Source organism: Pontimicrobium sp. SW4 (assembly GCF_039954625.1).
Taxonomy (GTDB): domain Bacteria; phylum Bacteroidota; class Bacteroidia; order Flavobacteriales; family Flavobacteriaceae; genus Pontimicrobium.
Genome location: NZ_CP157199.1, coordinates 236384 through 258030 on the forward strand (window position 1 = coordinate 236384; position 21647 = coordinate 258030).

23 protein-coding genes are annotated in these 21647 nt (G+C 33.1%); 12 read left to right on the forward strand and 11 right to left on the reverse strand.

Annotated elements, in window-relative coordinates; all coding sequences use genetic code 11:
• Positions 1–2: 2 nt before the first annotated feature.
• The 6 genes from ABGB03_RS01110 to ABGB03_RS01135 form a co-directional block, all read right to left on the reverse strand.
• Positions 3–917, reverse strand: coding sequence for a PhzF family isomerase (locus ABGB03_RS01110; protein ID WP_347924119.1), 915 nt, complete (start codon positions 915–917; stop codon positions 3–5).
• 241 nt (positions 918–1158) lie between these two features.
• Positions 1159–1548, reverse strand: coding sequence for a RidA family protein (locus ABGB03_RS01115; RefSeq protein ID WP_347924120.1), 390 nt, complete (start codon positions 1546–1548; stop codon positions 1159–1161).
• Between the two features lie 21 nt (positions 1549–1569).
• Positions 1570–2709 carry an aminotransferase class V-fold PLP-dependent enzyme gene (locus ABGB03_RS01120; protein WP_347924121.1) on the reverse strand — a complete coding sequence of 380 codons (1140 nt, stop codon included), beginning with the start codon at positions 2707–2709 and terminating at the stop codon, positions 1570–1572.
• Positions 2710–2885: 176 nt separating this feature from the next.
• Entirely contained in the window at positions 2886–3518 is a 633-nt protein-coding gene (locus ABGB03_RS01125) for a LysE family translocator (protein WP_347924123.1), read from the reverse strand.
• A 173-nt stretch (positions 3519–3691) separates the two neighbouring features.
• A complete protein-coding gene (locus ABGB03_RS01130) occupies positions 3692–4537 on the reverse strand; it encodes a PhzF family phenazine biosynthesis protein (protein WP_347924125.1) in 846 nt (281 codons plus the stop codon).
• 32 nt (positions 4538–4569) lie between these two features.
• Positions 4570–5175 (reverse strand): CGNR zinc finger domain-containing protein, encoded by a 606-nt coding sequence (locus ABGB03_RS01135; RefSeq protein ID WP_347924127.1) that lies wholly within the window; start codon positions 5173–5175, stop codon positions 4570–4572.
• Positions 5176–5285: 110 nt separating this feature from the next.
• On the opposite strand from ABGB03_RS01135, the gene ABGB03_RS01140 reads away from it, so the two are divergent.
• From ABGB03_RS01140 to ABGB03_RS01190, 11 genes are all read left to right on the forward strand, one after another.
• Positions 5286–5657: a cupin domain-containing protein gene (locus tag ABGB03_RS01140; protein ID WP_347924128.1), complete on the forward strand. Its 372-nt coding sequence runs from the start codon at positions 5286–5288 to the stop codon at positions 5655–5657.
• 14 nt (positions 5658–5671) lie between these two features.
• Positions 5672–6793, forward strand: a complete 1122-nt coding sequence (locus tag ABGB03_RS01145; RefSeq protein WP_347924129.1) for an aminotransferase class I/II-fold pyridoxal phosphate-dependent enzyme — start codon at positions 5672–5674, stop codon at positions 6791–6793.
• Positions 6790–7104, forward strand: a complete 315-nt coding sequence (locus ABGB03_RS01150; protein WP_347924131.1) for a hypothetical protein — start codon at positions 6790–6792, stop codon at positions 7102–7104. Before ABGB03_RS01145 ends, ABGB03_RS01150 begins: the two co-directional genes overlap by 4 nt.
• 10 nt (positions 7105–7114) lie before the next feature.
• Entirely contained in the window at positions 7115–8014 is a 900-nt protein-coding gene (locus ABGB03_RS01155) for a hypothetical protein (protein WP_347924133.1), read from the forward strand.
• 5 nt (positions 8015–8019) lie between these two features.
• Positions 8020–8907 (forward strand): EamA family transporter, encoded by an 888-nt coding sequence (locus tag ABGB03_RS01160; RefSeq protein ID WP_347924134.1) that lies wholly within the window; start codon positions 8020–8022, stop codon positions 8905–8907.
• Positions 8908–9350: 443 nt separating this feature from the next.
• Positions 9351–10811 carry an arginine decarboxylase gene (locus ABGB03_RS01165; protein ID WP_347924135.1) on the forward strand — a complete coding sequence of 487 codons (1461 nt, stop codon included), beginning with the start codon at positions 9351–9353 and terminating at the stop codon, positions 10809–10811.
• Between the two features lie 4 nt (positions 10812–10815).
• Positions 10816–11757 carry an agmatinase gene (speB, locus tag ABGB03_RS01170; RefSeq protein ID WP_347924137.1) on the forward strand — a complete coding sequence of 314 codons (942 nt, stop codon included), beginning with the start codon at positions 10816–10818 and terminating at the stop codon, positions 11755–11757.
• Positions 11747–12721, forward strand: coding sequence for a deoxyhypusine synthase family protein (locus ABGB03_RS01175; protein ID WP_347926357.1), 975 nt, complete (start codon positions 11747–11749; stop codon positions 12719–12721). The genes speB and ABGB03_RS01175 overlap by 11 nt, the downstream gene beginning before the upstream one ends.
• A 137-nt stretch (positions 12722–12858) precedes the next feature.
• Positions 12859–13185, forward strand: coding sequence for a hypothetical protein (locus tag ABGB03_RS01180; RefSeq protein ID WP_347924139.1), 327 nt, complete (start codon positions 12859–12861; stop codon positions 13183–13185).
• Positions 13186–13194: 9 nt separating this feature from the next.
• Positions 13195–13428 carry a hypothetical protein gene (locus tag ABGB03_RS01185; protein ID WP_347924140.1) on the forward strand — a complete coding sequence of 78 codons (234 nt, stop codon included), beginning with the start codon at positions 13195–13197 and terminating at the stop codon, positions 13426–13428.
• A gap of 9 nt (positions 13429–13437) precedes the next feature.
• The gene (locus ABGB03_RS01190) at positions 13438–13851 is read left to right on the forward strand and encodes a bleomycin resistance protein (RefSeq protein ID WP_347924142.1); all 414 of its coding nucleotides are present in this window, start codon (positions 13438–13440) and stop codon (positions 13849–13851) included.
• A 47-nt stretch (positions 13852–13898) separates the two neighbouring features.
• Here the strand turns inward: ABGB03_RS01190 and ABGB03_RS01195 are convergent, their stop codons facing one another.
• Genes ABGB03_RS01195 through ABGB03_RS01215 form a run of 5 tightly spaced genes read right to left on the reverse strand, consistent with a single transcriptional unit; the run spans position 13899 to position 20537 of the window.
• Positions 13899–15389, reverse strand: coding sequence for a mannosyltransferase (locus tag ABGB03_RS01195; protein ID WP_347924144.1), 1491 nt, complete (start codon positions 15387–15389; stop codon positions 13899–13901).
• Positions 15389–16879: a cellulose synthase family protein gene (locus ABGB03_RS01200; protein ID WP_347924146.1), complete on the reverse strand. Its 1491-nt coding sequence runs from the start codon at positions 16877–16879 to the stop codon at positions 15389–15391. The genes ABGB03_RS01195 and ABGB03_RS01200 overlap by 1 nt, the downstream gene beginning before the upstream one ends.
• Entirely contained in the window at positions 16876–17568 is a 693-nt protein-coding gene (locus tag ABGB03_RS01205; protein WP_347924147.1) for a glycosyltransferase family 2 protein, read from the reverse strand. The genes ABGB03_RS01200 and ABGB03_RS01205 overlap by 4 nt, the downstream gene beginning before the upstream one ends.
• Before the next feature lie 43 nt (positions 17569–17611).
• The gene (locus ABGB03_RS01210; protein ID WP_347924148.1) at positions 17612–19192 is read right to left on the reverse strand and encodes a 4Fe-4S dicluster domain-containing protein; all 1581 of its coding nucleotides are present in this window, start codon (positions 19190–19192) and stop codon (positions 17612–17614) included.
• A 4-nt stretch (positions 19193–19196) separates the two neighbouring features.
• Complete coding sequence (locus tag ABGB03_RS01215; protein ID WP_347924149.1) at positions 19197–20537, reverse strand: FAD/NAD(P)-binding oxidoreductase; 1341 nt, start codon at positions 20535–20537, stop codon at positions 19197–19199.
• Positions 20538–20682: 145 nt separating this feature from the next.
• Between ABGB03_RS01215 and ABGB03_RS01220 the strand changes: the two genes are divergently transcribed.
• Positions 20683–21642, forward strand: coding sequence for a glycoside hydrolase (locus ABGB03_RS01220; RefSeq protein WP_347924151.1), 960 nt, complete (start codon positions 20683–20685; stop codon positions 21640–21642).
• Positions 21643–21647: the final 5 nt, after the last annotated feature.

Sequence of the window (21647 nt, forward strand, 5' to 3'; positions counted from 1 at the left end):
TATTAAAGTGCTATTTCGGTTTTAAAGACTAACACCGCGTCTCCTGTAATCTGTACTTTTTTAGGTTGATTTTCTGTTATAGTGACTGTAACATCCATATAACCCATTCTTCCCATTTTTTCACCTTGTTTTATTTTAAAAGTGAATTCTCTATTGTTATGCAAAACTAAATTATGATGTACCAAATAGGCTCCTAAAGGTCCGTTAGCATTTCCAGTAACGGGGTCTTCATTTATGCCTATAGCAGGAGCAAACATACGTCCATCAATTAAGCAATTGGTATCAGTAGTGTCAAACGTAAAAACATAATAGCCATTACACTCAATTATTTTACTCAACTCAATAAGTTTAGTATTATCAGGCTTTAAAGTGTTAAGTGTTGTATTCTTTTTGATGCCTATCATTACTTTTGAATGACCCGTAGAAGCTATTTGAATAGGACATTTTTCATCTATATCAGTATTTTTTAACCCAAGAGCAGTTAAAATTTCACCTTCAATTTTTTTGTAAAAAAGAGGTTCAAAGCTAATAGCTCCTTGTGTCATTCTTATTTTATAATCAGTTGTGCTTTTTATAATTTCAAAGGGCAACGTTCCTACCCCTGTTTTCATATTTAACACACAAGAATCAAGATTTTCTGATATTGCTTTGGCATACATAGCTGAAATAGTTGCATGACCGCAAATAGGGACTTCTACCGTAGGGGTAAAATAACGAATAACCCCATCATTATCTTTACCGTTTGGAGGAAAAATAAATGCAGTTTCCGAATTGTTTAACTCACGTGCAATTTGTTGCATTTTATCTTCTGAAAGCCCTTCCGCATTAAGTACAACTCCTGCAGGGTTTCCTTTAAACTTTTCTTTAGTAAAAGCATCTATTTGATAAATAGCTCTATTTTTCATCTGATTATTCATAAGTGCTTATTTCAATAAGCTTTTAATACTGTTAAGACAAAGTGGTTCAAATAATCAACTTCCATAACTTAATAATCTAAATTATTTGAATCTTGCTAAGTCTTCTGCTCCACAAATTTTATAACTAAGAATTTTTTTTACAATTTTTTTGAGAGATACTGTTTTCTTTTTTTCTTCTACTAAAGTACCTGAAGAAGCTAGGCAAGGTGAATTACAATTCATAATTATTTTATTTTAAAGTTTAATCTATTATTGCTGTAAATTCTATTTCTACTAACATATCGGGTGAAACAAAAGCAGAAACACCAATCATAGAAGTTGTTGGCTTAATATTGCCAAAATATTCACCATGTGCTTTTCCTATTTCTTCCCAGCGTGAAATGTCTGTAGTGTAAATACGTGTACGAACTACATCCGCAAGGCTTGAACCCATATTTTCTAATACATTTTTAGCAGTTTCAATAATGGTTTTGGTTTGTAAATAAGGATCGTCAATTCCTACAATTACTCCATCTTTGCCTGTGGCTGTGGTGCCAGAAACTTCAATAATATTTCCAACCTGTACCGCTCTAGAGTAGCCTACTTTATCTTCCCAAGGGCTACCCGTAGTAATGTTTTTTCTTTTACTCATTGTTTTAGTATTTATATTATTCTAATGTTCAAATTCTTTCATTGCTTTTACAAAGCGATCTATATCTTTAAACGTATTATAGAAATTCAAAGAAACTCTTAATTGGTTTTTATGTTTTCCTACAAATATGTTTTGTTGGATAAGCTTTTTTTTAATCTTATTGGCATCTTCAACATTTATCATAACAATAGGTGATCGATATTTTTCAGCTATTGGAAAATCTATATCCATCTCATTTTCAACTAAAGAGGATATTAAATAACTTGTAAGTTCTGTTAGTCGTTCATGTATGGCTTCCAGAGATATTTCTAGCAGGATATCTAGGCCTTTATTTAGTGCAAAAATTCCGGCAAAAGGAGGATGTCCTGTTTCTAGTGCAGCGGTTCCTTTTTTTATAACTATACGGTCGTACCCCATCTCTCCATGATCTTCAGCACTATTCCAGCCAACTTCTGAGATTTTCATCTCTTTTAGAAGAGATTGATTGATATATATAACAGCAACTCCATATCCTGCAAGTGCATATTTATAGCCACTAAACCACATAATATCAATAAAATCTTTTTTAACATCAATAGGTATTGAACCAAAAGATTGTGTGGCGTCTAGTATAAGTTTCAAATTATAATCCTTACAAAATGCAGAAAGTTCTTTTAGATCATGTCTAAAACCCGTCATATAGTGGGTGTGACTTGTAACCAAATAACGAGTATCAGGACGTACGGCTTTTTTTAAATTGGTAAATAATTCAGTTAAATCATGCGGTGTTTCAACAAAAATTACTGGGTAATTTTGATGAATCCAAGGCAAGCTAGTAGACGGAAATTCATTATGCAACATAAGCACGCCTCCTTTTGGAAGCATTCTGGAAACCAAATTAGTAGCTTGTGTAGCTGTTGAAAGAAAGGCAACTTCTTCTATATCTGCATTTATAGATAAAGCAACTTTTTTACGTGTATCTTCTATTTGAACTATCCACTTGTTCCATGGTATATCGCCATGCTGTTCCATAGCATTATAAAATTGGACACCAGCATTTTTTACCGATGTTGCCAAGGGGCATCCTCCTGCAGTATTTAAATATGCATAAGTATTTAATGCAGGAAACTCTTGACGATACTTTTTCCAGTTTATTTTATTATTTATCTGAAATTCTTTCATTTGCACTACCTGTCAGTTTTACTTTTTTGCTTTTGTAATATTTTTTGGCTTTTACTTCATATAAAAGGCTCTTTTCCGGATAAATAGTAATCCTCTTTTCGTCTAAAAATATTAATGTAGTTTAATTCTGAGGCTCTATTTTTTATTGATAAATTCATCAGCTTCAATAAAAGGTGCTATGTTCGTTTTAACCAAAACACTCCCAGACCTAAAAAAATAAATATACTACCAACTACCCTGTTGAACCATCTTGTCCTTTTATAATCAGAAAACCATGTTCGGATACGACTTAATAGTACGATATATAACAGATGAGATACAATAACACAAATAGAAAAGGTAAGGGTTAATATAATAAACTGAGGAAATAATGCCTGATTATTGGTTATAAAATGAGGAAAAATTCCAAAGAAAAAAACAATGGCTTTGGGATTGGTTACGGCTATTAAAAGACCTTGTCCAAAGAGTTTTGCACTATTTGGTGAACTTAATTTTGAAGGTTCTGATGATTTAATAAAGCCAGATTGCTTATTATTTAAATGCTTAATGCCTAGATATATCAAATAAAGAGCGCCTATAAGCTTAAACATAAAGAATAGTGTAGCCGATGTTCTTAGGACGACGCCCAAGCCAAGCATTACAAAAGTAGAAACAAATAATAACCCGATAGCATTACCTAAAGCCGTCAAAAAGGCATTGCGAGCTCCAAAACGTACTGCGTTTGAAACTGTAAGCATCGTTCCGGGGCCTGGACTAACTGCTGCAACAGCTGCAACAATTAGAAAACTAATCCAAATAGTAAAACTCATATAGTCAACAATTTTTTATCATTTTATAATATATCAGTCATTCATCCTCTCAGGTATATGAATTCAATCCAAAAGCTCTTCAATTTTATTCGCCATTCTAACTGGTCAACACAGGCTTTACAGGTTTTTCATTTGCCTTTTCATTTAATAATTGTACATCCAAAATTTAAGGGCTATTCACTTATTTCTCTTGTCTTTCCCGATATTTTCACACTAGCCCCTACAATAGGAGTAAATTCAACACTTATGTGTGATGGAACTTTCATATCCTCTCCCTGAATAATTTCAAATTTATTGCCTCCTGCCCAGTTAATGTCACGAAGGTAACCTGCCAAAGCCGCTGCTGCTGCACCTGTAGCGGGATCTTCATAAACACCACCAGCCGCAAATGCATTTCTGGAGTAAAATACATTTGCTGAACCCTGCCATAATAAACTAATGGTAATTAATCCCTCTTGTAGCATCAAGGTTTTGGTTTTTTCAAATTCATAATTCATGTTTGCTAATATTTCCCTGTTCTTTAACACAAGAATAAGATGCTTGGCCCCAGCAAAAGCATATCGGACTGGAAAGTCCGTATTAAGAAAAGACCTTTTAAGATTAAATAAATCAAGAACCTCATTAACAACAGCCAGGGGCGCTGGTTTTGACCATGTTTCAGGTGACTGCAAGCTAATGGTTAAATCATGTCCTGCACTCTCGCTAACGGTAAGGCTAATTGCGCCATTATTTAAAAAGAGCTTGTAAACACCTTCTCCAAATCGCTTCCCCAGAACGGCTCCGGTTGCAATGGTAGCATGTCCACAAAAGTCAACCTCTATTTCTGGTGAAAAGTACCTGATACGCCAGCCATCATTTTCAGGGTGTAAAAATGCTGTTTCTGAATATCCCGTTTTGTTGGCAACGCTAAGCATTTCCTTTTCCTGCAACATTTTTTCGGTTAGCACAACACCCGCAGGATTGCCCCCTATATTATTATGGGAGAAAGCTGCTATTTTATGAATTTTATCTATCGTCATATTTCTATAATTATTTTTTTAAATTTTTATCACTAATCTTCAAAAGTTGCTTTGGCTTTTTTATTTCTATAGTACCGCTTTGCTTTTAGCTGACTACCACAGGTATCCATACTGCACCATTTTCGGCTATTATTCTTACTGATATCCAGATACAACCATCCACAATGATTACACATTTTAATTCGGTTTATTTTATCAGACATAAATAATTCGTATGCCGTTTGAATGATTGGAAGCAGGTAATCGTTCAGGTTTTTATCATTCAGCACTGTTTCTTGAAAGGGTTTTCCATTCAATACAGAAAGTTTTATCGATCTCTGCTTTTTCAACAACAAGGCTTCAAATTGTTTTAAGTCCTTTTTTAATACAACTTTTTTGAGTTGAATCGCTTTAAAAAGGCGATAAAAAAGCTCTCTGGTTTCAACAATATTGCTTAACTCAAATTTCGTTTCTTTAAAATCCTCAAAATCTTTATCAATGAGATTAACCTTTTTTAACCATGCAACCCAATCCTCCCTTGAAGTGATTAAATCTCTTATTTCGCTCGCATGCCTGTCAAATATGGTATTAATAAAATTCAAGCACAAGTGATTGCCGTCCAATCGGAGTTCATCTGAAATAAAGTTTACATTTTTCATATTACAAAGAAAAAACATTATTACCATTAAAACAAGTTTTGTTGGTAAAAATTAATTTATATATTTGCACCAGTAAAATAATTATAGATGGTTACAAAATATTCATAATCATGAAAAAAAGCTTAAACCTGAATGAAGCATTCGGTGAAATAAAAGATTACTTTTTGCCTAAAATTGTAGGTGAGGTAAATGATGTATATGCAAAGCTATCAAAGATAAAAGGCAATAAAGTTCCGTGGCATGCCCATGAGAATGAGGATGAGTTATTCTATATTATACGGGGAGAATTATTGTTTGAGATTGAGAATAAACCCTCATTTATCATGAAAGAAGGGGATTTGTTTATAGTTCCAAAAGGTATCACCCACAGGGTAAGTTCCGCAGAAGAGTGCCACATTCTTCTTATAGAGAGCAAGGAGACTTTGCATACGGGGAATGTACAAAGTGAAATCACCAAAAGTATTAGTGAACAACAATATTAACAGAAATAGCATGTATGAATTTACGCGATTTTAAATTAGAAAGGTATTTTGGTAAACACGAGTTTACTGCAAAGCACCTTTTATCTAGTTCTGACTGTGATGGCTTTTCAATGAATTATATATTAGAGCAAGCAACAGCAGAAGAACTGGCTATTTGGGAAAACTTGCACCTCGGCTATACCGAAAGTGCAGGACACCCCTTGTTGCTAGAAGCCATTTCTAAACATTACAATACCAATATTTCAAAAAGAATAGTAGTTGCTACACCTGGGGAGCTCAATTATATAACAATGAATGTCTTGTTAAAAAAAGAGGATCATGCAGTGGTGGTTGCTCCAAGTTATCAATCATTGTATGAGGTTATAAAGGCTATAGGCTGTACTATTTCGTATTGGAAACCTAATGAAAAGGATTGGACTTTTAATGTTGCCGACTTAAGACAATTAATAACTCCTAAAACCAAGGTTATCGTTATTAATTTTCCTCATAATCCTACTGGGAGCTATCTTTCAAAACTTGAATTAGAAGAAATAATTACTATTGCTAGAGAAAACAATTGCTATCTTTTTTCTGATGAAATGTATCATAAATTAATGGTTAGTAATGCAGAAGAACTACCGACTGTTTGCGATTTATATGAAAAAGGAATTAGCCTCTGGGGAACGTCAAAATCTTTTGGGTTGGCAGGATTGCGGACAGGATGGATTGTAGCTCAAGATGAAAAATTAATTGAAAAAATTATTGCTTTTAAAGACTATTTAAGCATCTGTAATAGTGCTCCTGCAGAAATACTAACCATCATTGCATTAAATCATAGTAATGCTTTTCTAAAGCCTAATATTGAAAAAATTAAAAAGAATAGTATCCTTTTTAAGGAATTTCAGGAGAAACATAAAAGCATATTCCCTGATTTTGTTCCTCCAAAGGTGGGCTCTACTTCGTTTGTTCCTATAAACTACAAAGGTTCTGCATTAGAATTTAGTGACCAATTGGTTGAAAAAACAGGAATTATGGCTGTTCCGTCTGAAATGTTTGAGTATTTAGGAAAATATTTGCGTATTGGTTTTGGGCGAGAAAATTTTAAAGACACATTAAATGTATTAGATACTTATTTAATAAAACAACAGGCAATATGAAGTTAGAAAGAATTACAAGATCATGGCACGGTGTTGTTAAAAAGAAAGACGCCGAAGCATACTTACAATATTTAATAGAAAGCGGTATTGCTGACTATAAATCCATTCCAGGAATTTTAAATGTTGAAATTTTAAGAAGAATTGAAGGAGAGGTATGTCATTTTCATACAGTAACACAATGGAAATCGTACGACGATATCAAAGCTTTTTCAGGTGAAGATTACACCAAAGCAAAATACTATCCGAAAGACAAAGAATTTTTATTAGAACTTGAGGAAGAAGTACAGCATTTTGAAACCTTTATTTTCTAAAAAATAATTTATGATTGATATAGTAATAGTTACAGAAAAGGCTTGTTTAATAGCAAGTAAAGAAGTAGCACATAGTGCAGTAGCAATAGAAGAAGATGAAACGCTCATTGCGGCTTTTAAAAAGCACAATATTACAGCAAAGCGTGTTGCTTGGGAAGATCCAGATTTTGATTGGTCAACAACCAAGGTAGCTCTTATAAAAAGCACCTGGAATTATTTTCATCTCATACCAGAATTTAGGATTTGGCTTGAAAATGTTTCCCGAAATTGTACCCTCATAAATAGTAAAGAACTAGTGCTGTGGAATATGGACAAGCATTATTTATTTGAATTAAGCAAGTATGGAATTCAAATACCAGAAACTCATTTGTTGAGTGCGGAAGAAAATTTTGATCCATATCTATGGGATAAAAATTTAGGTGGTAATGGGTTTGTGGTTAAGCCAACTATATCGGGAGGTTCTAAAGACACTTATTATTTAAAGTTTCCATATGATAAAAGAAAGGTAACATTCATACAATCAGATGTTAAACGACAACCAATGATAATACAGCCCTTTATACAATCAGTTGTAGAAGAGGGCGAAATATCTTTGGTTTTTATCAATGGAAAATTTACGCATGCAAGAGTAAAAAAGCCTAAATCAGATGATTTTAGAGTGCAATTTGCCCATGGAGGCACATTACACGAGCATAAAGCAAATGCAAAAGAGATTGATTTTGGAAAACAAGTTTTAGCAGTTTGTAAAAAGATAAAGAGTGCTCCTTTATACGCAAGGATAGATTTCTGTTATAGCGAATCGGGTGAAATCCTGCTAATGGAATTAGAAGTAATAGAACCACAATTGTGGTACCCAGAATCGGAATTGGCAGTGTCTTCTTTAATCACTGGCGTTAAAAAATTATTATAGAAAATATGAACAAAGCGATACCCTTTATACTTTTAATACTAACTATGTTGCTTTGGGCTGCAAATTTTTATGCTGTAAAAATTGCACTAGAGCACTACGCACCCTTGGGTATTGCTACTTGGCGGTTTTTATTTGGTGTGCTAACACTTTTGGGGATTCTATTTATTAGGAATAGGAAAGAAGTTTTTCTTCTTAAATATAAAAAAAAAGAGTGGTGGTATCTATTTTTAACCGCATTTTTTGGAATATTCCTTACAATTTATTTCTTTAATGTAGGTTTAAAAACCACGAGTGCTATTAATGGTTCCTTAATTCTTGCTACAGCTCCAGCTATTACAGGAGTATTTTCATTTTTTCTTTTAAAACAAAGACTAACATTTATGCAATGGCTTGCTATCTCAATAAGCTTTTTTGGAGTCATTATCATTTTAGTAAAGGGAGATGTAACCAAACTTTTTGATCTCAAATTTGAAATAGGTGATATTTACATATTGCTAATGGCTATCGTATTTTCATATTCACAGATTATTGTAAGCAAGCATTTAGCACATATAGATGCTATTAAAATGACCAGTATTGCATCTTTTTTTGCTTTGGTTTTATTTAGCATATTTTCTATTCCAGAGTTGGCCGTAAATACAATTCCTACTGCACCCTCCTTTTGGTGGAGTGTTTTATTTATGGGGGTATTGGGTACTGGTTTAGCCTATGCAGCCTTCTTTTATTGCGTTGTAAAACTTGGTACTACCATTTCTGCATTAAGCATGAATCTCATTCCCTTTTTTGCAGTTTTATTGGCTTTTCCTTTTGGAGAAAAATTACATAGTGTACAAATTTTTGGAGGAGTTATCATCATTCTTGGAATTGTAATTTTTAAGAGAAATAAACGTTAATTGGCTACAACGTTTTTACGGATATGCGTCGTTTTAATGACTTATATCCGACGTTAAACGAAGTTCGGCTATTTTTCTTAAAAAGTCAAACAAACAAAGGAGTTTCAGGCCCTTCAATAAAAAATTAAAATTTTTTATAAAAAAGTGTAGCATATTAAAAAAAAAATTACATTTGCTACGCATTTAGCTGAACAAATTGAAACCTGTTTCTATGTTCGGGCTTTTGAAAATTAGGAAGTCATATTCAAAAGCAGCTTATCGTTTAAGTAACCGAATTTTAAAGCTAACTTCCGTTTCACCTATCTATGCTAGCCAGCATAATTTTGGCTTTGTACCTACTACACAAAGTCAAATACAAATTTGATATAATTCATTATTTCCGTTTTTAGAAGCGCATGTTTCTTGTTTTTCAATTTTAAATAACACTATTTTTAAAACAAATAATGAATACTAAATACATTGATTTAATCAATCAAACTTTCGATTTTCCACAAGAAGAGTTTAAGCTTACGGAACACAAATTACAATTTCATGATGTCGACCTAATGCAATTGGTAGAACAATATGGAGCACCATTAAAATTTACATATTTACCTCAAATATCTAACAACATTCAACGCGCTAAACAATGGTTTAATAATGCAATTGAAAAGTATGATTATAAGGGTAAATACAACTATTGTTATTGTACAAAAAGTTCACATTTTAAACATGTGTTACATGAAGCGTTAAAAAATGACATACATATCGAAACTTCTTCAGCATTTGATATAGATATTGTTGAAAACCTTAAACGTGAAGGTAAAATAAACAATGATACATATGTAATAAGTAATGGATTTAAACGTGCACAATATGTCACAAACATTGCGAGACTTATTAATGAAGGGCACAAAAACTGTATTCCTATCATTGATAATTACGAGGAAATAGATTTGCTATCACAAGAAATTAATGGCAAATTTAATGTTGGGATACGTATTGCTTCAGAAGAAGAACCAAAGTTTGAGTTTTATACATCTAGATTGGGTATTGGCTACAAAAACATTGTGCCATTTTATAAAAATCAAATTCAAAATAATAAAAGAGTAAAGCTTAAAATGCTTCACTTTTTTATCAATACAGGCATAAGAGACAACGCATATTATTGGAACGAATTGTTAAAGTGCTTAAAAGTATATACAAGCTTAAAAAAGATTTGTCCAAGTTTAGATAGTTTAAATATTGGAGGCGGATTTCCTATAAAAAATTCATTAGCATTCGACTTTGATTATGAGTATTTAGTGGATGAAATTGTAAACCAAATCAACATAACTTGTGAAGAAGAAGAAGTTGATGTGCCAAATATTTTTACAGAATTTGGAAGCTTTACAGTTGGTGAAAGTGGCGGGGCTATATATGAAGTGTTGTACCAAAAACAACAAAACGATCGTGAAAAATGGAACATGATTAACTCATCATTTATTACAACCTTGCCAGATACTTGGGCAATTAACAAGCGTTTTATTATGTTGCCTATAAATCGTTGGGATCAAAGCTATGAGCGTATTTTACTAGGTGGCTTAACTTGCGATAGTGACGATTACTATAATAGCGAACAACACATGAATGCTATTTATTTACCAAAATACAACAAAGAGAAACCATTATATATTGGCTTTTTTAATACTGGAGCTTACCAAGAAACCATTGGCGGATTTGGAGGTTTGCAACACTGTTTAATTCCAACACCAAAACATATTTTAATAAATAAAGATGCTGATGGAAACATTACCACAGAATTATTTTGTGAACAACAAAAAAGTGAAGATTTGCTTAAAATATTAGGTTACAATATGAAACCTGAAACAAGCGCAACACAATCAATTAACAAAAGTGCTGATGTTCAATTAGCAGATAAATAAGAAAATGAATACAAAGACTTACGCTGGAATTCCAGAAGAGCTTGGAAAATTAGACCAAGCTAAAATAGTATTAATTCCTGTGCCTTATGATGGCACAAGCACATGGCAAAAAGGAGCAGATAAAGGTCCTCAAGCTTTTTTAAATGCCTCAGAAAATATGGAGCTGTATGATATTGAGACTGATACCGAAGTGTATAAACAAGGTATACATTTAGTTGAAGCTGTGACTGAAAACAACTCACCAGAAGCAATGGTAGATGCAGTACATCAGGTAACAAAAAAGTACATTAAAAAAAATAAGTTTGTAACCATTTTTGGAGGCGAACACTCAATTTCTATCGGAACTATTCGTGCGTTCAATGAGATGTATCCAAGCTTAACGGTGTTACAGTTAGATGCGCATGCCGATTTACGTGAAAGCTACGAAGGTTCAAAATGTAATCATGCTTGCGCAGTATATGAAGCGAGTCAAACTACTAACCTAATTCAAGTAGGTATTCGCTCGATGGACATCATTGAAAAAACAGTCATGGATGAGGATAAAACCTATTTTGCTCACGATATGGCTGTAGATGATACTTGGATGGATTCTGCTATAGACCAAATGACAGATAATGTATTTATTACTATAGATTTAGATGCGTTCGATCCTTCTATTTTACCAAGCACAGGAACACCTGAACCTGGAGGATTATTATGGTACGAAACCTTAGAGTTTTTAAAGCAAGTATTTGAAGAGAAAAATGTTGTAGGGTTTGATATTGTGGAGTTGTGCCCTAATGCAAAAGAAAAATCTTCAGATTTTCTAGCTGCAAAATTATACTATAAAATGCTAAGCTATAAGTTTAAAAATGAAGATACTGATGATGATTATGATAACTCTTATGATAATACATATGTAAATAAAAATACGAACTCTAAATTTAATGAAGACGATGACTACTAAAGGCCCAATTTCGCAATTTATTGAAACGCATTATTTGCATTTTAATGCAGCAGCTTTGGTTGATGCAGCAAAAGGTTATGAAACACAACTAGATTCAGGTGCTAAAATGTTAGTATCGTTAGCAGGAGCTATGAGTACTGCTGAATTAGGTAAAAGTTTTGCTGAAATGATTCGTCAAGATAAAGTACATATTATTTCTTGTACAGGAGCAAATTTAGAAGAAGACATCATGAATTTGGTAGCACATTCGCATTATAAGCGTGTGCCAAATTATCGTGATTTAACACCTCAAGAAGAATGGGATTTGTTAGAGAAAGGACTAAATAGAGTTACTGATACATGTATTCCTGAGCACGAAGCTTTCCGTAGATTACAAAAGCATATTGTAAAAATTTGGAAAGACGCAGAAGCGAAAGAAGAACGCTATTTACCACATGAGTATATGTACAAAATGTTGTTATCTGGTGTGCTAGAGGAATATTATGAGATTGACATAAAAGACTCTTGGATGTACGCAGCTGCCGAAAAGAATTTGCCAATAGTTTGCCCAGGTTGGGAAGATAGTACTATGGGAAATATTTTTGCAAGTTATGTGCTTAAAGGAGAGCTGAAAGCAAGCACTATGAAATCTGGAATAGAATACATGACCTTTTTAGCAGATTGGTATACTAATAACTCTAAAAAAGGCATCGGTTTTTTCCAAATAGGAGGAGGAATTGCAGGTGATTTTCCAATATGTGTAGTGCCAATGTTATATCAAGATATGGAACGTACAGACACGCCTTTTTGGAGTTATTTCTGCCAGATAAGTGATTCTACAACTAGTTACGGCTCGTATTCTGGGGCAGTGCCAAACGAAAAAATAACTTGGGGAAAATTAGATATAGATACGCCTAAGTTTATTATAGAAAGTGATGCAACTATTGTTGCGCCTTTAATTTTTGCTTATCTTCTAGGACAATAATTAAGGAAGAAAATATAATTGATAATATTGAACTTAAGAATTTAAAAGATAGACGAAAAGATTTTTATGATGTTATTAGAATTAATAACCATAAATAGTATCTTTAAATTTGTAAAAATTATTATTTTATTAAATAAATGAAAAACAAAAACGACAATCTAAAACGTATTATCGTTGATTTTAAAAAATTAACACCCGAAATCCTTGGCTTGTTAGTTGAGAAGTATCCTGATGGTTATGATGATGACCAAATAATATCATTTAGAAATATAAACAATGAAATTATTGAAGCTGTTGAAGTTGTTACTGAAGACACTAAGTATTTAGTAAAAGTAAGTGCAAAGCTTGAGGTAACTATGGAAAATTATGATGAAGATGATTATGAAAATTTTGAAGATGACGATCCAGATGCTGTACAAGATCCAGATTTAGAACCATCCGAAGATCCAGAAGATTTCGATTAATTTTTTTAGATGGAAACTGCTGTTTTTAAATCATACAAAAACGGTTATTATACGTTTTTGTTTAGCAATGGAGAGGACATGGTATTTGAAGAAATACATCCTCGTGTGTTGAAACAATTCGATTTAAAAAATGATACGTCATTAATTAATCAAGAATTTAGAATTTCATTTGTTGAGGTTTACGACGATTTAGACGATGATTTTTTGGTTTATCGTATAGAAAGTATCAAATATCCTATATAATTAAGTAATATGGAAACTTCATTTCATTTATCTTTACCATGCTTAAGCGTGAGAGATACCAAGAGATTTTATGTTGATACAATTGGTGCTTCAATGGGAAGGACAACTCAAAATTGGGTAGACATTAATCTATTTAATCATCAATTAACCTTTATAAAGGCAGAAAAATTTAATTTTAATAATCCTAATTATGTGTTTGAAGGCAAAATTTTGCCATCCTTTCACTTTGGAGTAATTGTAGGTGTTGAAATTTGGGGAAATATCTATTCCAAACTAAGTGAAAAAAATTTAGAGATTGTAACCCAAACCACTTTCTTAAAAGATAAGCTGGGAGAACATTTGTCTTTTTTTATTAAAGATCCTAATGATTATATGTTAGAATTTAAGAGTTTTAAAGAGCCAAAAGAGATGTTTAAATCTTAATTGGTTGCTGTAGTTGTGTTGTGAAATGCGATGTTTTTCATATAAAGTCAAGTATGATAACGTTTAGGTTGTAACCAAACTTCCCAAATAAAAACACCATAAACGATGGTATATTCTAATACTATAATCCATAGGTTTTCAGACTTGTTGGCATTCCCTATTTGTAAATAAGCCAAATAGCTTAATATGATTACAAAACTCCAAACCAAAGGGAATTTGTATTTGGTAAACACGGAAAGTATAAGAAGTGTTGCTACGTACCAAGGATGTACTGTAGTTGCTGTAAAGTAGTAAAACGATAAAGCCAAAAGCATTGCAGTGATGAGCTGAATTGTTGATGAGTTCTTTCGGAAGAAAGCCATTGCAACAACAAAAAGAAACACAATGATTGCTGTTATTGTTCCAATGATGGCAATTTCGTTGTAACCTGTAATAGAGAAACCAATTTCTCTGGCTATATAATATAAGCTCGCATTGAATTCAAAATTTTGAAACCACAAACCAACTGTTTCTGCGTAGTTACTCACAAATTGCAATGAGTAAAATGGTAGAAATAATAAAATAGTAGTAGCGCCTACGATTGCATAAAATGATATCAATTTTATCTTTCCTGCGAAGGCAGGAATCCACTTTTTGTCATGCTGAACTTGTTTCAGCATCACACCATTTTTATGTTTAATTTGATTATAAGATTTCTCGTCGCTTCGCTCTGTCGAAATGACATCTGTTGATATACCGAACGTAGTCGAAGTATCTCTTTTTGTAAACCATTGATAAAACAAAGGCAAAAATAACAACGGAATTAGTTTTATGGATACAGAGCAAGCAAACACAACAGCAGCAAGTTGCCACTTTCCAGAATGAAGCAAATACATACTCCACATTAAAAAGAAAATCATCACACCTTCAAAGTGTAAATTACCTGTAAGTTCAATAATGATAAACGGATTCAAGATATACCAAAAGATGTTGTGTGCAGGCAATTTTAGTTTTTCTAATAGTTTTTTTCCAAAATGCAGTGTACCAAAATCAGCAGCAATAATAATGAGCCTTAAAACCATAGCAGAACCTAAAATACTTTTTGCAGTAAATAATCCAGCTATGACAAAACACAATTGATTTAAAGGGGGATAATTGGTGTAATGACTAGCGCTCAAGTTTCCCATTCCAACATACAATTCTTGTGCTTGCGTTACTGGAAATTCGCCATTTGCAATAAAGGATTCTGGAGTAAATAGATATGGGTTGAAGCCTTCTAAAATTATGCGACCATCCCAAATAAAACGGTAAAAATCTTGAGAGAGATTTGGTATGGCCAAAATAAAAATGGCTCGAAAGCCAAAAGCCATCCAAGTAAGTAATTTTAAATTGTGTTTTGAAATTTGAACAAGTTTATAAAACAGAAAAAATAATCCAGTATATAAACCAATGAGTTTAATATAGTCGGTTCTAACGAGGTCGTAAGCAAAAGAAAAGTAAAATAAAACTGAAGTTATTGAAAACAGTATTGGGATTTTATGAAGCTTCCAATATTGCATTACGCCTTTGACGTTATCGACTTAAAAAACACATAACCAAAGCCTAAAAAAAGCATCAGGTGAAATGGGAACAGACCAAAATCGCCACCTTGATCACCAACTACAAACGCGCTATACATCCCAAAGGCAAAATAGAGCATCAATAAGCCTTCAAAAATAACATTTAAAGAGATATTCTTTTTAAGGTATTTGTTGCCTTTCCAGCTATCTTTTAATGATTTAATATTGAATTTTGGAGTTCTAATAAAATCACTACGTTTACCTAAATGCCCTTCTATTACTGCAATGGAATTATGCAAGGAGAAGCCCATTGCAATAGAGAAAAAGGTAATGAACATACCTATGTATTGCACGAAACTCTTTAAACTACTTCCATAAGTTTTCTTAAATATAAACCAATAGCAAATAAAAAATATGACTGTACTAATCACGAAGAAACTCATCATATAAAAATACATTCTAAGATGTATGTGTTCGTTTTTAATATATAGCATTGGGATACTCAAAATCCCAACAATCAAGACATTTAAAAACATAGTACTATTTAACAAATGAAGCAGTCCATGAATTTTAGTTTTTGCTGAAATATTCTGGTTTTTTAAAACCTTCCACATCATTTTTCTAAAGTTTTCTGCACCACCTTTATTCCATCTAAATTGTTGCGTTCTCGCTGCACTAATTACTACAGGTAATTCAGCAGGTGTTTCAACATCTTCTAAATATTTGAACTTCCAATTTTTAAGCTGAGCTCTGTAACTTAAATCTAGATCTTCAGTGAGTGTGTCTCCTTCCCAATTTCCCGCATCAATGATGCATTGTTTTCGCCAAACACCTGCAGTTCCATTAAAGTTGATGAAATGACCTTTACTATTTCGTCCAACTTGTTCTAAAGAGAAATGAGCGTCTAAAGCAAAGGCTTGCACTTTGGTAAGTAGGGAATAATTTTTATTAATATGTCCCCAACGTGTTTGTACCACACCAACTTCTGTGTCTTTAAAATAAGGAATGGTTCGCTTGAGCCAATCTTTTTTTGGCATAAAATCGGCATCAAAAATAGCGATAAATTCACCTTTTGCAACTTTCAACCCTTCTTTTAAGGCGCCTGCTTTAAAGTTTTTTCGTCCATCACGAAGTACGTGTTTAATATCTAATCCTGATTGTTGTAGTGCTTTAATATGATTGGCAGTAACTTGAAAAGATTCATCAGTAGAATCGTCTAGTACTTGTATTTCCAACTTGTTTTTTGGATACTCCATTTTAGAAATATTTTCCAGTAAACGCTCCATGACATAAAGTTCATTGTATACTGGAAGCTGAATAGTCACAAAAGGAATTTCATTAGGATTTGAAAAATCAAATTTAGGAGATTTATCTTGTTTTTTTTGAGCAGATAGATAATTAAATAACAGATTTAACTGAGCCAAAGCATACATAAAAATCAGTATGAGTGTTGTAGAATAAATAATGATAATGATGGTTTCTAAAATCATTTTTTAAAGCTGTATTTAAAAATCCAACCTAATATTTTTATGCCTGCAAATATAGCACCTTTTATAGTTCCAGATACTTTGGAAACACCAATTCGGTTTCTATAATTCACAGGAATTTCAACATAACTTAATTTTTGTTTTAAGGCTTTTAGTTGCATTTCTACAGTCCAGCCATATGTTTTATCTTCCATATTTAAAGCCAATAGCTTTTCATGTTTTATGGCTCTAAAAGGTCCTAAGTCAGTAAATGTTGATTTGAACATTAATCGCATTAAATTTGTGGCTAACCAGTTTCCAAATATTTGAGGTATGGTCATTGAACCTTGTTCTCTAAGTCGCTTAACTCTAGATCCAATTACAAAATCAATGTCCTCATTTACAATCGGCTCTACTATTTTGGTAAGTTCTTCTGGGTAATCACTGTAATCACCATCTAAAAAAACAATAATATCTGGTTTCGTTTCCTGTTTTGAAACATACTCCATTCCTTTTAAGCATGCATAGCCATATCCTTTTCTCGATTCTTTTAAAACGGTTGCTCCAGCTTGTTTGGCATTAGTTTCGGTTGCGTCAGTTGAATTATTACTCACCACAATAACCTCATCGACAATCTCAGGAATGTCGTTTATGACATGAGAGATTGAATCAGCTTCATTATAAGCTGGAATGATGACTTTTATTATTGGCATTTAAAGTTTCTTTTGAAGTTGCAAAAGTACAATAGTTTTATTGTTATTTTTGATTCACTAGATCCATCAAATCCACATCATTACCAAGAAGGATTTCTGTAGGATTGATACGGCCTTTTTCAGGTCCATTTTCTAATTTTAAAACACCTCTTGGGCAAACTGCAGAACATATGCCGCATCCAACACAACTAGCTCGTACAATATTTTCTCCTTTTTGCGCATAAGCTCTTACATCAATACCTTGTTCGCAATAGGTAGAACAATTACCACATGAGATACATTGTCCGCCATTAGTCGTAATTCTGAATCGAGATTTGAAGCGTTGCACAATGCCTAAGTAAGCTGCTAATGGACAACCAAAGCGGCACCACACACGATTTCCAAAAATTGGATAAAAGCCTGTGCCAATTACACCAGCGAAAATGGCTCCAATTAAAAAGCCATAAATATCTTGTATAGTCTGTGTTTTAATTCCTAAAACAGTATCAGCTCCAGAAAAATAGGAGTAAAGCGTAAATACTGTCATCACTAACGCAAATACCAAAACACCATGAACAACCCAACGTTCTAGCTTCCAGGCTTTCAGAGATTTATCAGATAATTGTCTGTAAGGATCACCGAGTGTTTCCGCTAAGCCACCACAACCACAAACCCAAGAGCAGTACCATCGTTTCCCAAAGAAATATACCATCACAGGAACTATAATAAGTGTAAGGACAATTCCCCAAATGAGAATAAATAATCCCAATCCACCACTTGCGATAAGCTGATCTAAATTCCAACTAAAAAAGAAATCATAATCTAAAGGAAAGGCATTTTTAAAGTCGTACCAAGGTTTTTCAAAGCGCACTAAAATTTCAGGAATTAAAAATGCAAACACAATTTGAAAGAACAGTACTGAAGTGGTTCGTAATATTTGGTATCTGTTATGGCGATACTTTATATACATTCTTACTGCCATCACAGTCATAACAGTGCAGTACAAAAAGCCATATAAAAACCACTGACTAGCTAAATTTCCACTTAAACTTTCACTTATTGGATCGACAATGTAAGTCCAATTGACAATGTAATCTGGTCTGAAATAGAGTAGCAAATAAAAGCCAACCAAAAAGATAAATACAAACCAACCAATCCAACCTCTATTAGTGGCAGCATTAAACCAAATGCCATTGTTTTTAATTCCAGGTGGTCCTTTTACAACCACATTCGGAATGATATACATCAAAGCGCCAATAATGCCTAATCCAAAGGTGAGCCACCAAAATAACCATTGATTGTTTTTAACTAAACCACTTCCTGATTGTTTTGCTATTTCATAAGTTAAGCTATGAGGCTTGTCCCAAATCACTTTATCCCATTCACTATTCTGCTTGTGTGTTTCGTTTGCACTTTCTAAGACTGATGTAATTTCAGTTGAAAACGAAAACGGATTACTAAATTCCTTGCCAATAACTTGACTGTTCATGTTATTGATAAAAAGTTCGCTTTTTATGCCTTTGTTGTTGACTAGATTCTCCAGAACCTTTGGAGTGACTTCATAGCTCCCAAAAAAGATGAGAGAAGTGAATATAGCAAGACCGATTAAAAAAAGACTTAATCCTATGTTTTGTATTTGTTTCATATAATTAAGCACTGAAAATACGTTTCCAGCTTTTCTTTTTCAGTTGAATATTGGTGCTATTTTCAGTATTGAATTTTGCCACGATTTCTTTTTCATGGAGTTTATAAAACTCAGGATCAAAATTAGCATCAGCTAAATGTTCTAAGACATATTCAACGGTTCGTTTTTCTGTAAGTGCCTTATCAAAAAAATCATGACGCATTCTAATTCCAAAAGTGTTAATACCAATAAGTTCGCGAGTGTTTTTATCAAAACTTATATGAATACATTTTTTACCACTATCGTGTTCCCAATAAAAGCGCGCTTCATTCTCTTTAGGTTGCGCCCAGACCCAGCCATAAGTTTGATATTCAATATCAAAAAACTTAGCTGAATTGAACCAATGTCCAGGTTTATATTCAATCCGGTTACCACAAATGGTTTGCGCTATTGTTTCTCCCATCATACGTCCTGCATACCAAACCGCTTCAATTGATCTGCGATTTCCAATGGCTTCATGTTGTTCGGCACAATCGCCAATAGCATAAATGTTTGGAATGCTCGTTTCTAAATAACGATTTACTTTAATACCTCTTCCAGTTTCTAAATCTGAATTTTTTAAAAAGGAAATATTAGGAGAAACTCCAGCTGTTAGTCCAACAACATCGCATAGAATCTCTTCGCCAGTTTCTTTAATAATAACAGATTTCACTTTTCCGTTTTCATCAGATTTGATTTCTTTTAAATTTGAAGACAGTCTCAAATCAATACCATTGCTAAGGATTTCTTTGTTAATCATAGCACTTTCTTCAGCAGGTAAAACACCATTCCAGAAACTACTTTCACGAACCAAAAAAGTTACAGGAATATGACGAGAATGTAGCATTTCAGCAAGTTCAATACCAATAAGTCCACCACCAGCAATGACAGCGTGTTTACATACTTTGTTATTTGGTGCATAGATTTCAAGGTTTTCTAAATCTTGCTTGCTGTAAAGTCCTTGAACGCCCTTCAAATCTTGTCCTGGCCAACCAAATTTGTTTGGTTTACTTCCTGTGGCAATAATGAGTTTGTCATATTGCAAAGAGTCACCTTCGGCAAAATGTAAAGTGTTGTTTTTTGTATCTATGCGATTAACATAAGCTTTTTTTAAATCGATGCGATTTTTTTTCCAAAACCAATTTTCGTAGGGTTGTGTATGTTCAAATTTCATGTGCCCCATGTACACATACATAAGTGCAGTACGCGAAAAAAAGTAGTCAGATTCAGCAGAAACAATAGTAATTTTTTTATTAGAACCTTTTCGAATATGTCTAGCAGCAGTCACGCCAGAAATTCCGTTTCCAATAATTACAATATGCTCCATAGTTGTGGTTTAGTTGAAAGGTTTGTCGAACGTTTTGTTAAATCCTTAACTAGATAATTTCAGATTGTTTAAATTTAGAAATTAATTAACACTTATGAAGATTCTTTTTCGGCTTTGTTTGATATTGCTTCTATGCTCATGTAGTATGACTACTTACAATGCTCCAAAAATAAATGGAGTGAGTTTTGTTGCTTCAAGAGATTCAATTTTTGAAAAACACATTCAGCCAGTATTAAATGTTAATGCTAATTATGCAGCTATTATGCCTTTTGGGTTTTTTAGAGACGTCGAAAATCCTGAGATTATCTACAATACAAATAGACAATGGTTTGGTGAATCAAAATTGGGGGCAAAACAATACATCGAAGCACTACATAAACAAGATATTAAAGTTATGATGAAGCCTCATATTTGGATTGGTAGAGGTGATTTTACAGGTCATGTAACTATGTCATCGGAAAACAAATGGCGACAGCTAGAAGCGTCATATTCAAAATTTATACTTGATTTCGCTGAATTAGCAGAAGAAACAAATGCCGAAATACTTTGTATTGGAACAGAATTAGAAAAATTTATAGAGCATAGACCAGCTTATTGGCACGAATTAATAAAAAAGATTAAAACTGTTTATAAAGGTAAACTGACGTACGCAGCCAATTGGGATGAATTTAAGCGTACACCTTTTTGGGGCGAATTAGATTATATTGGTGTGGATGCCTATTTTCCTGTTAGTGACTCACAAACACCAACTGTTGAAGAATGTTTAGAGGGTTGGAAGGTTCATAAAACAATTATAAGCGAGCTTTCTGATAAATTTGACAAACCCATTTTATTTACTGAATTTGGATATAGAAGTGTGGATTATTCGGGAAAAGAACCTTGGAAATCTGACAGAAGTATGAACAGTATAAACATGGAAGCTCAAACAAATACAACAAAGGCATTATTCGATACCTTTTGGCAAGAAGATTGGTTAGCTGGAGGCTTTGTTTGGAAGTGGTTTCATAACTATGAAAGAAGTGGAGGCGAAGATAATAACCAATTTACACCACAAAATAAACCAGTAGAATCTATTATTAGAGAACGTTTTAAACTTCAACAATAGATTCT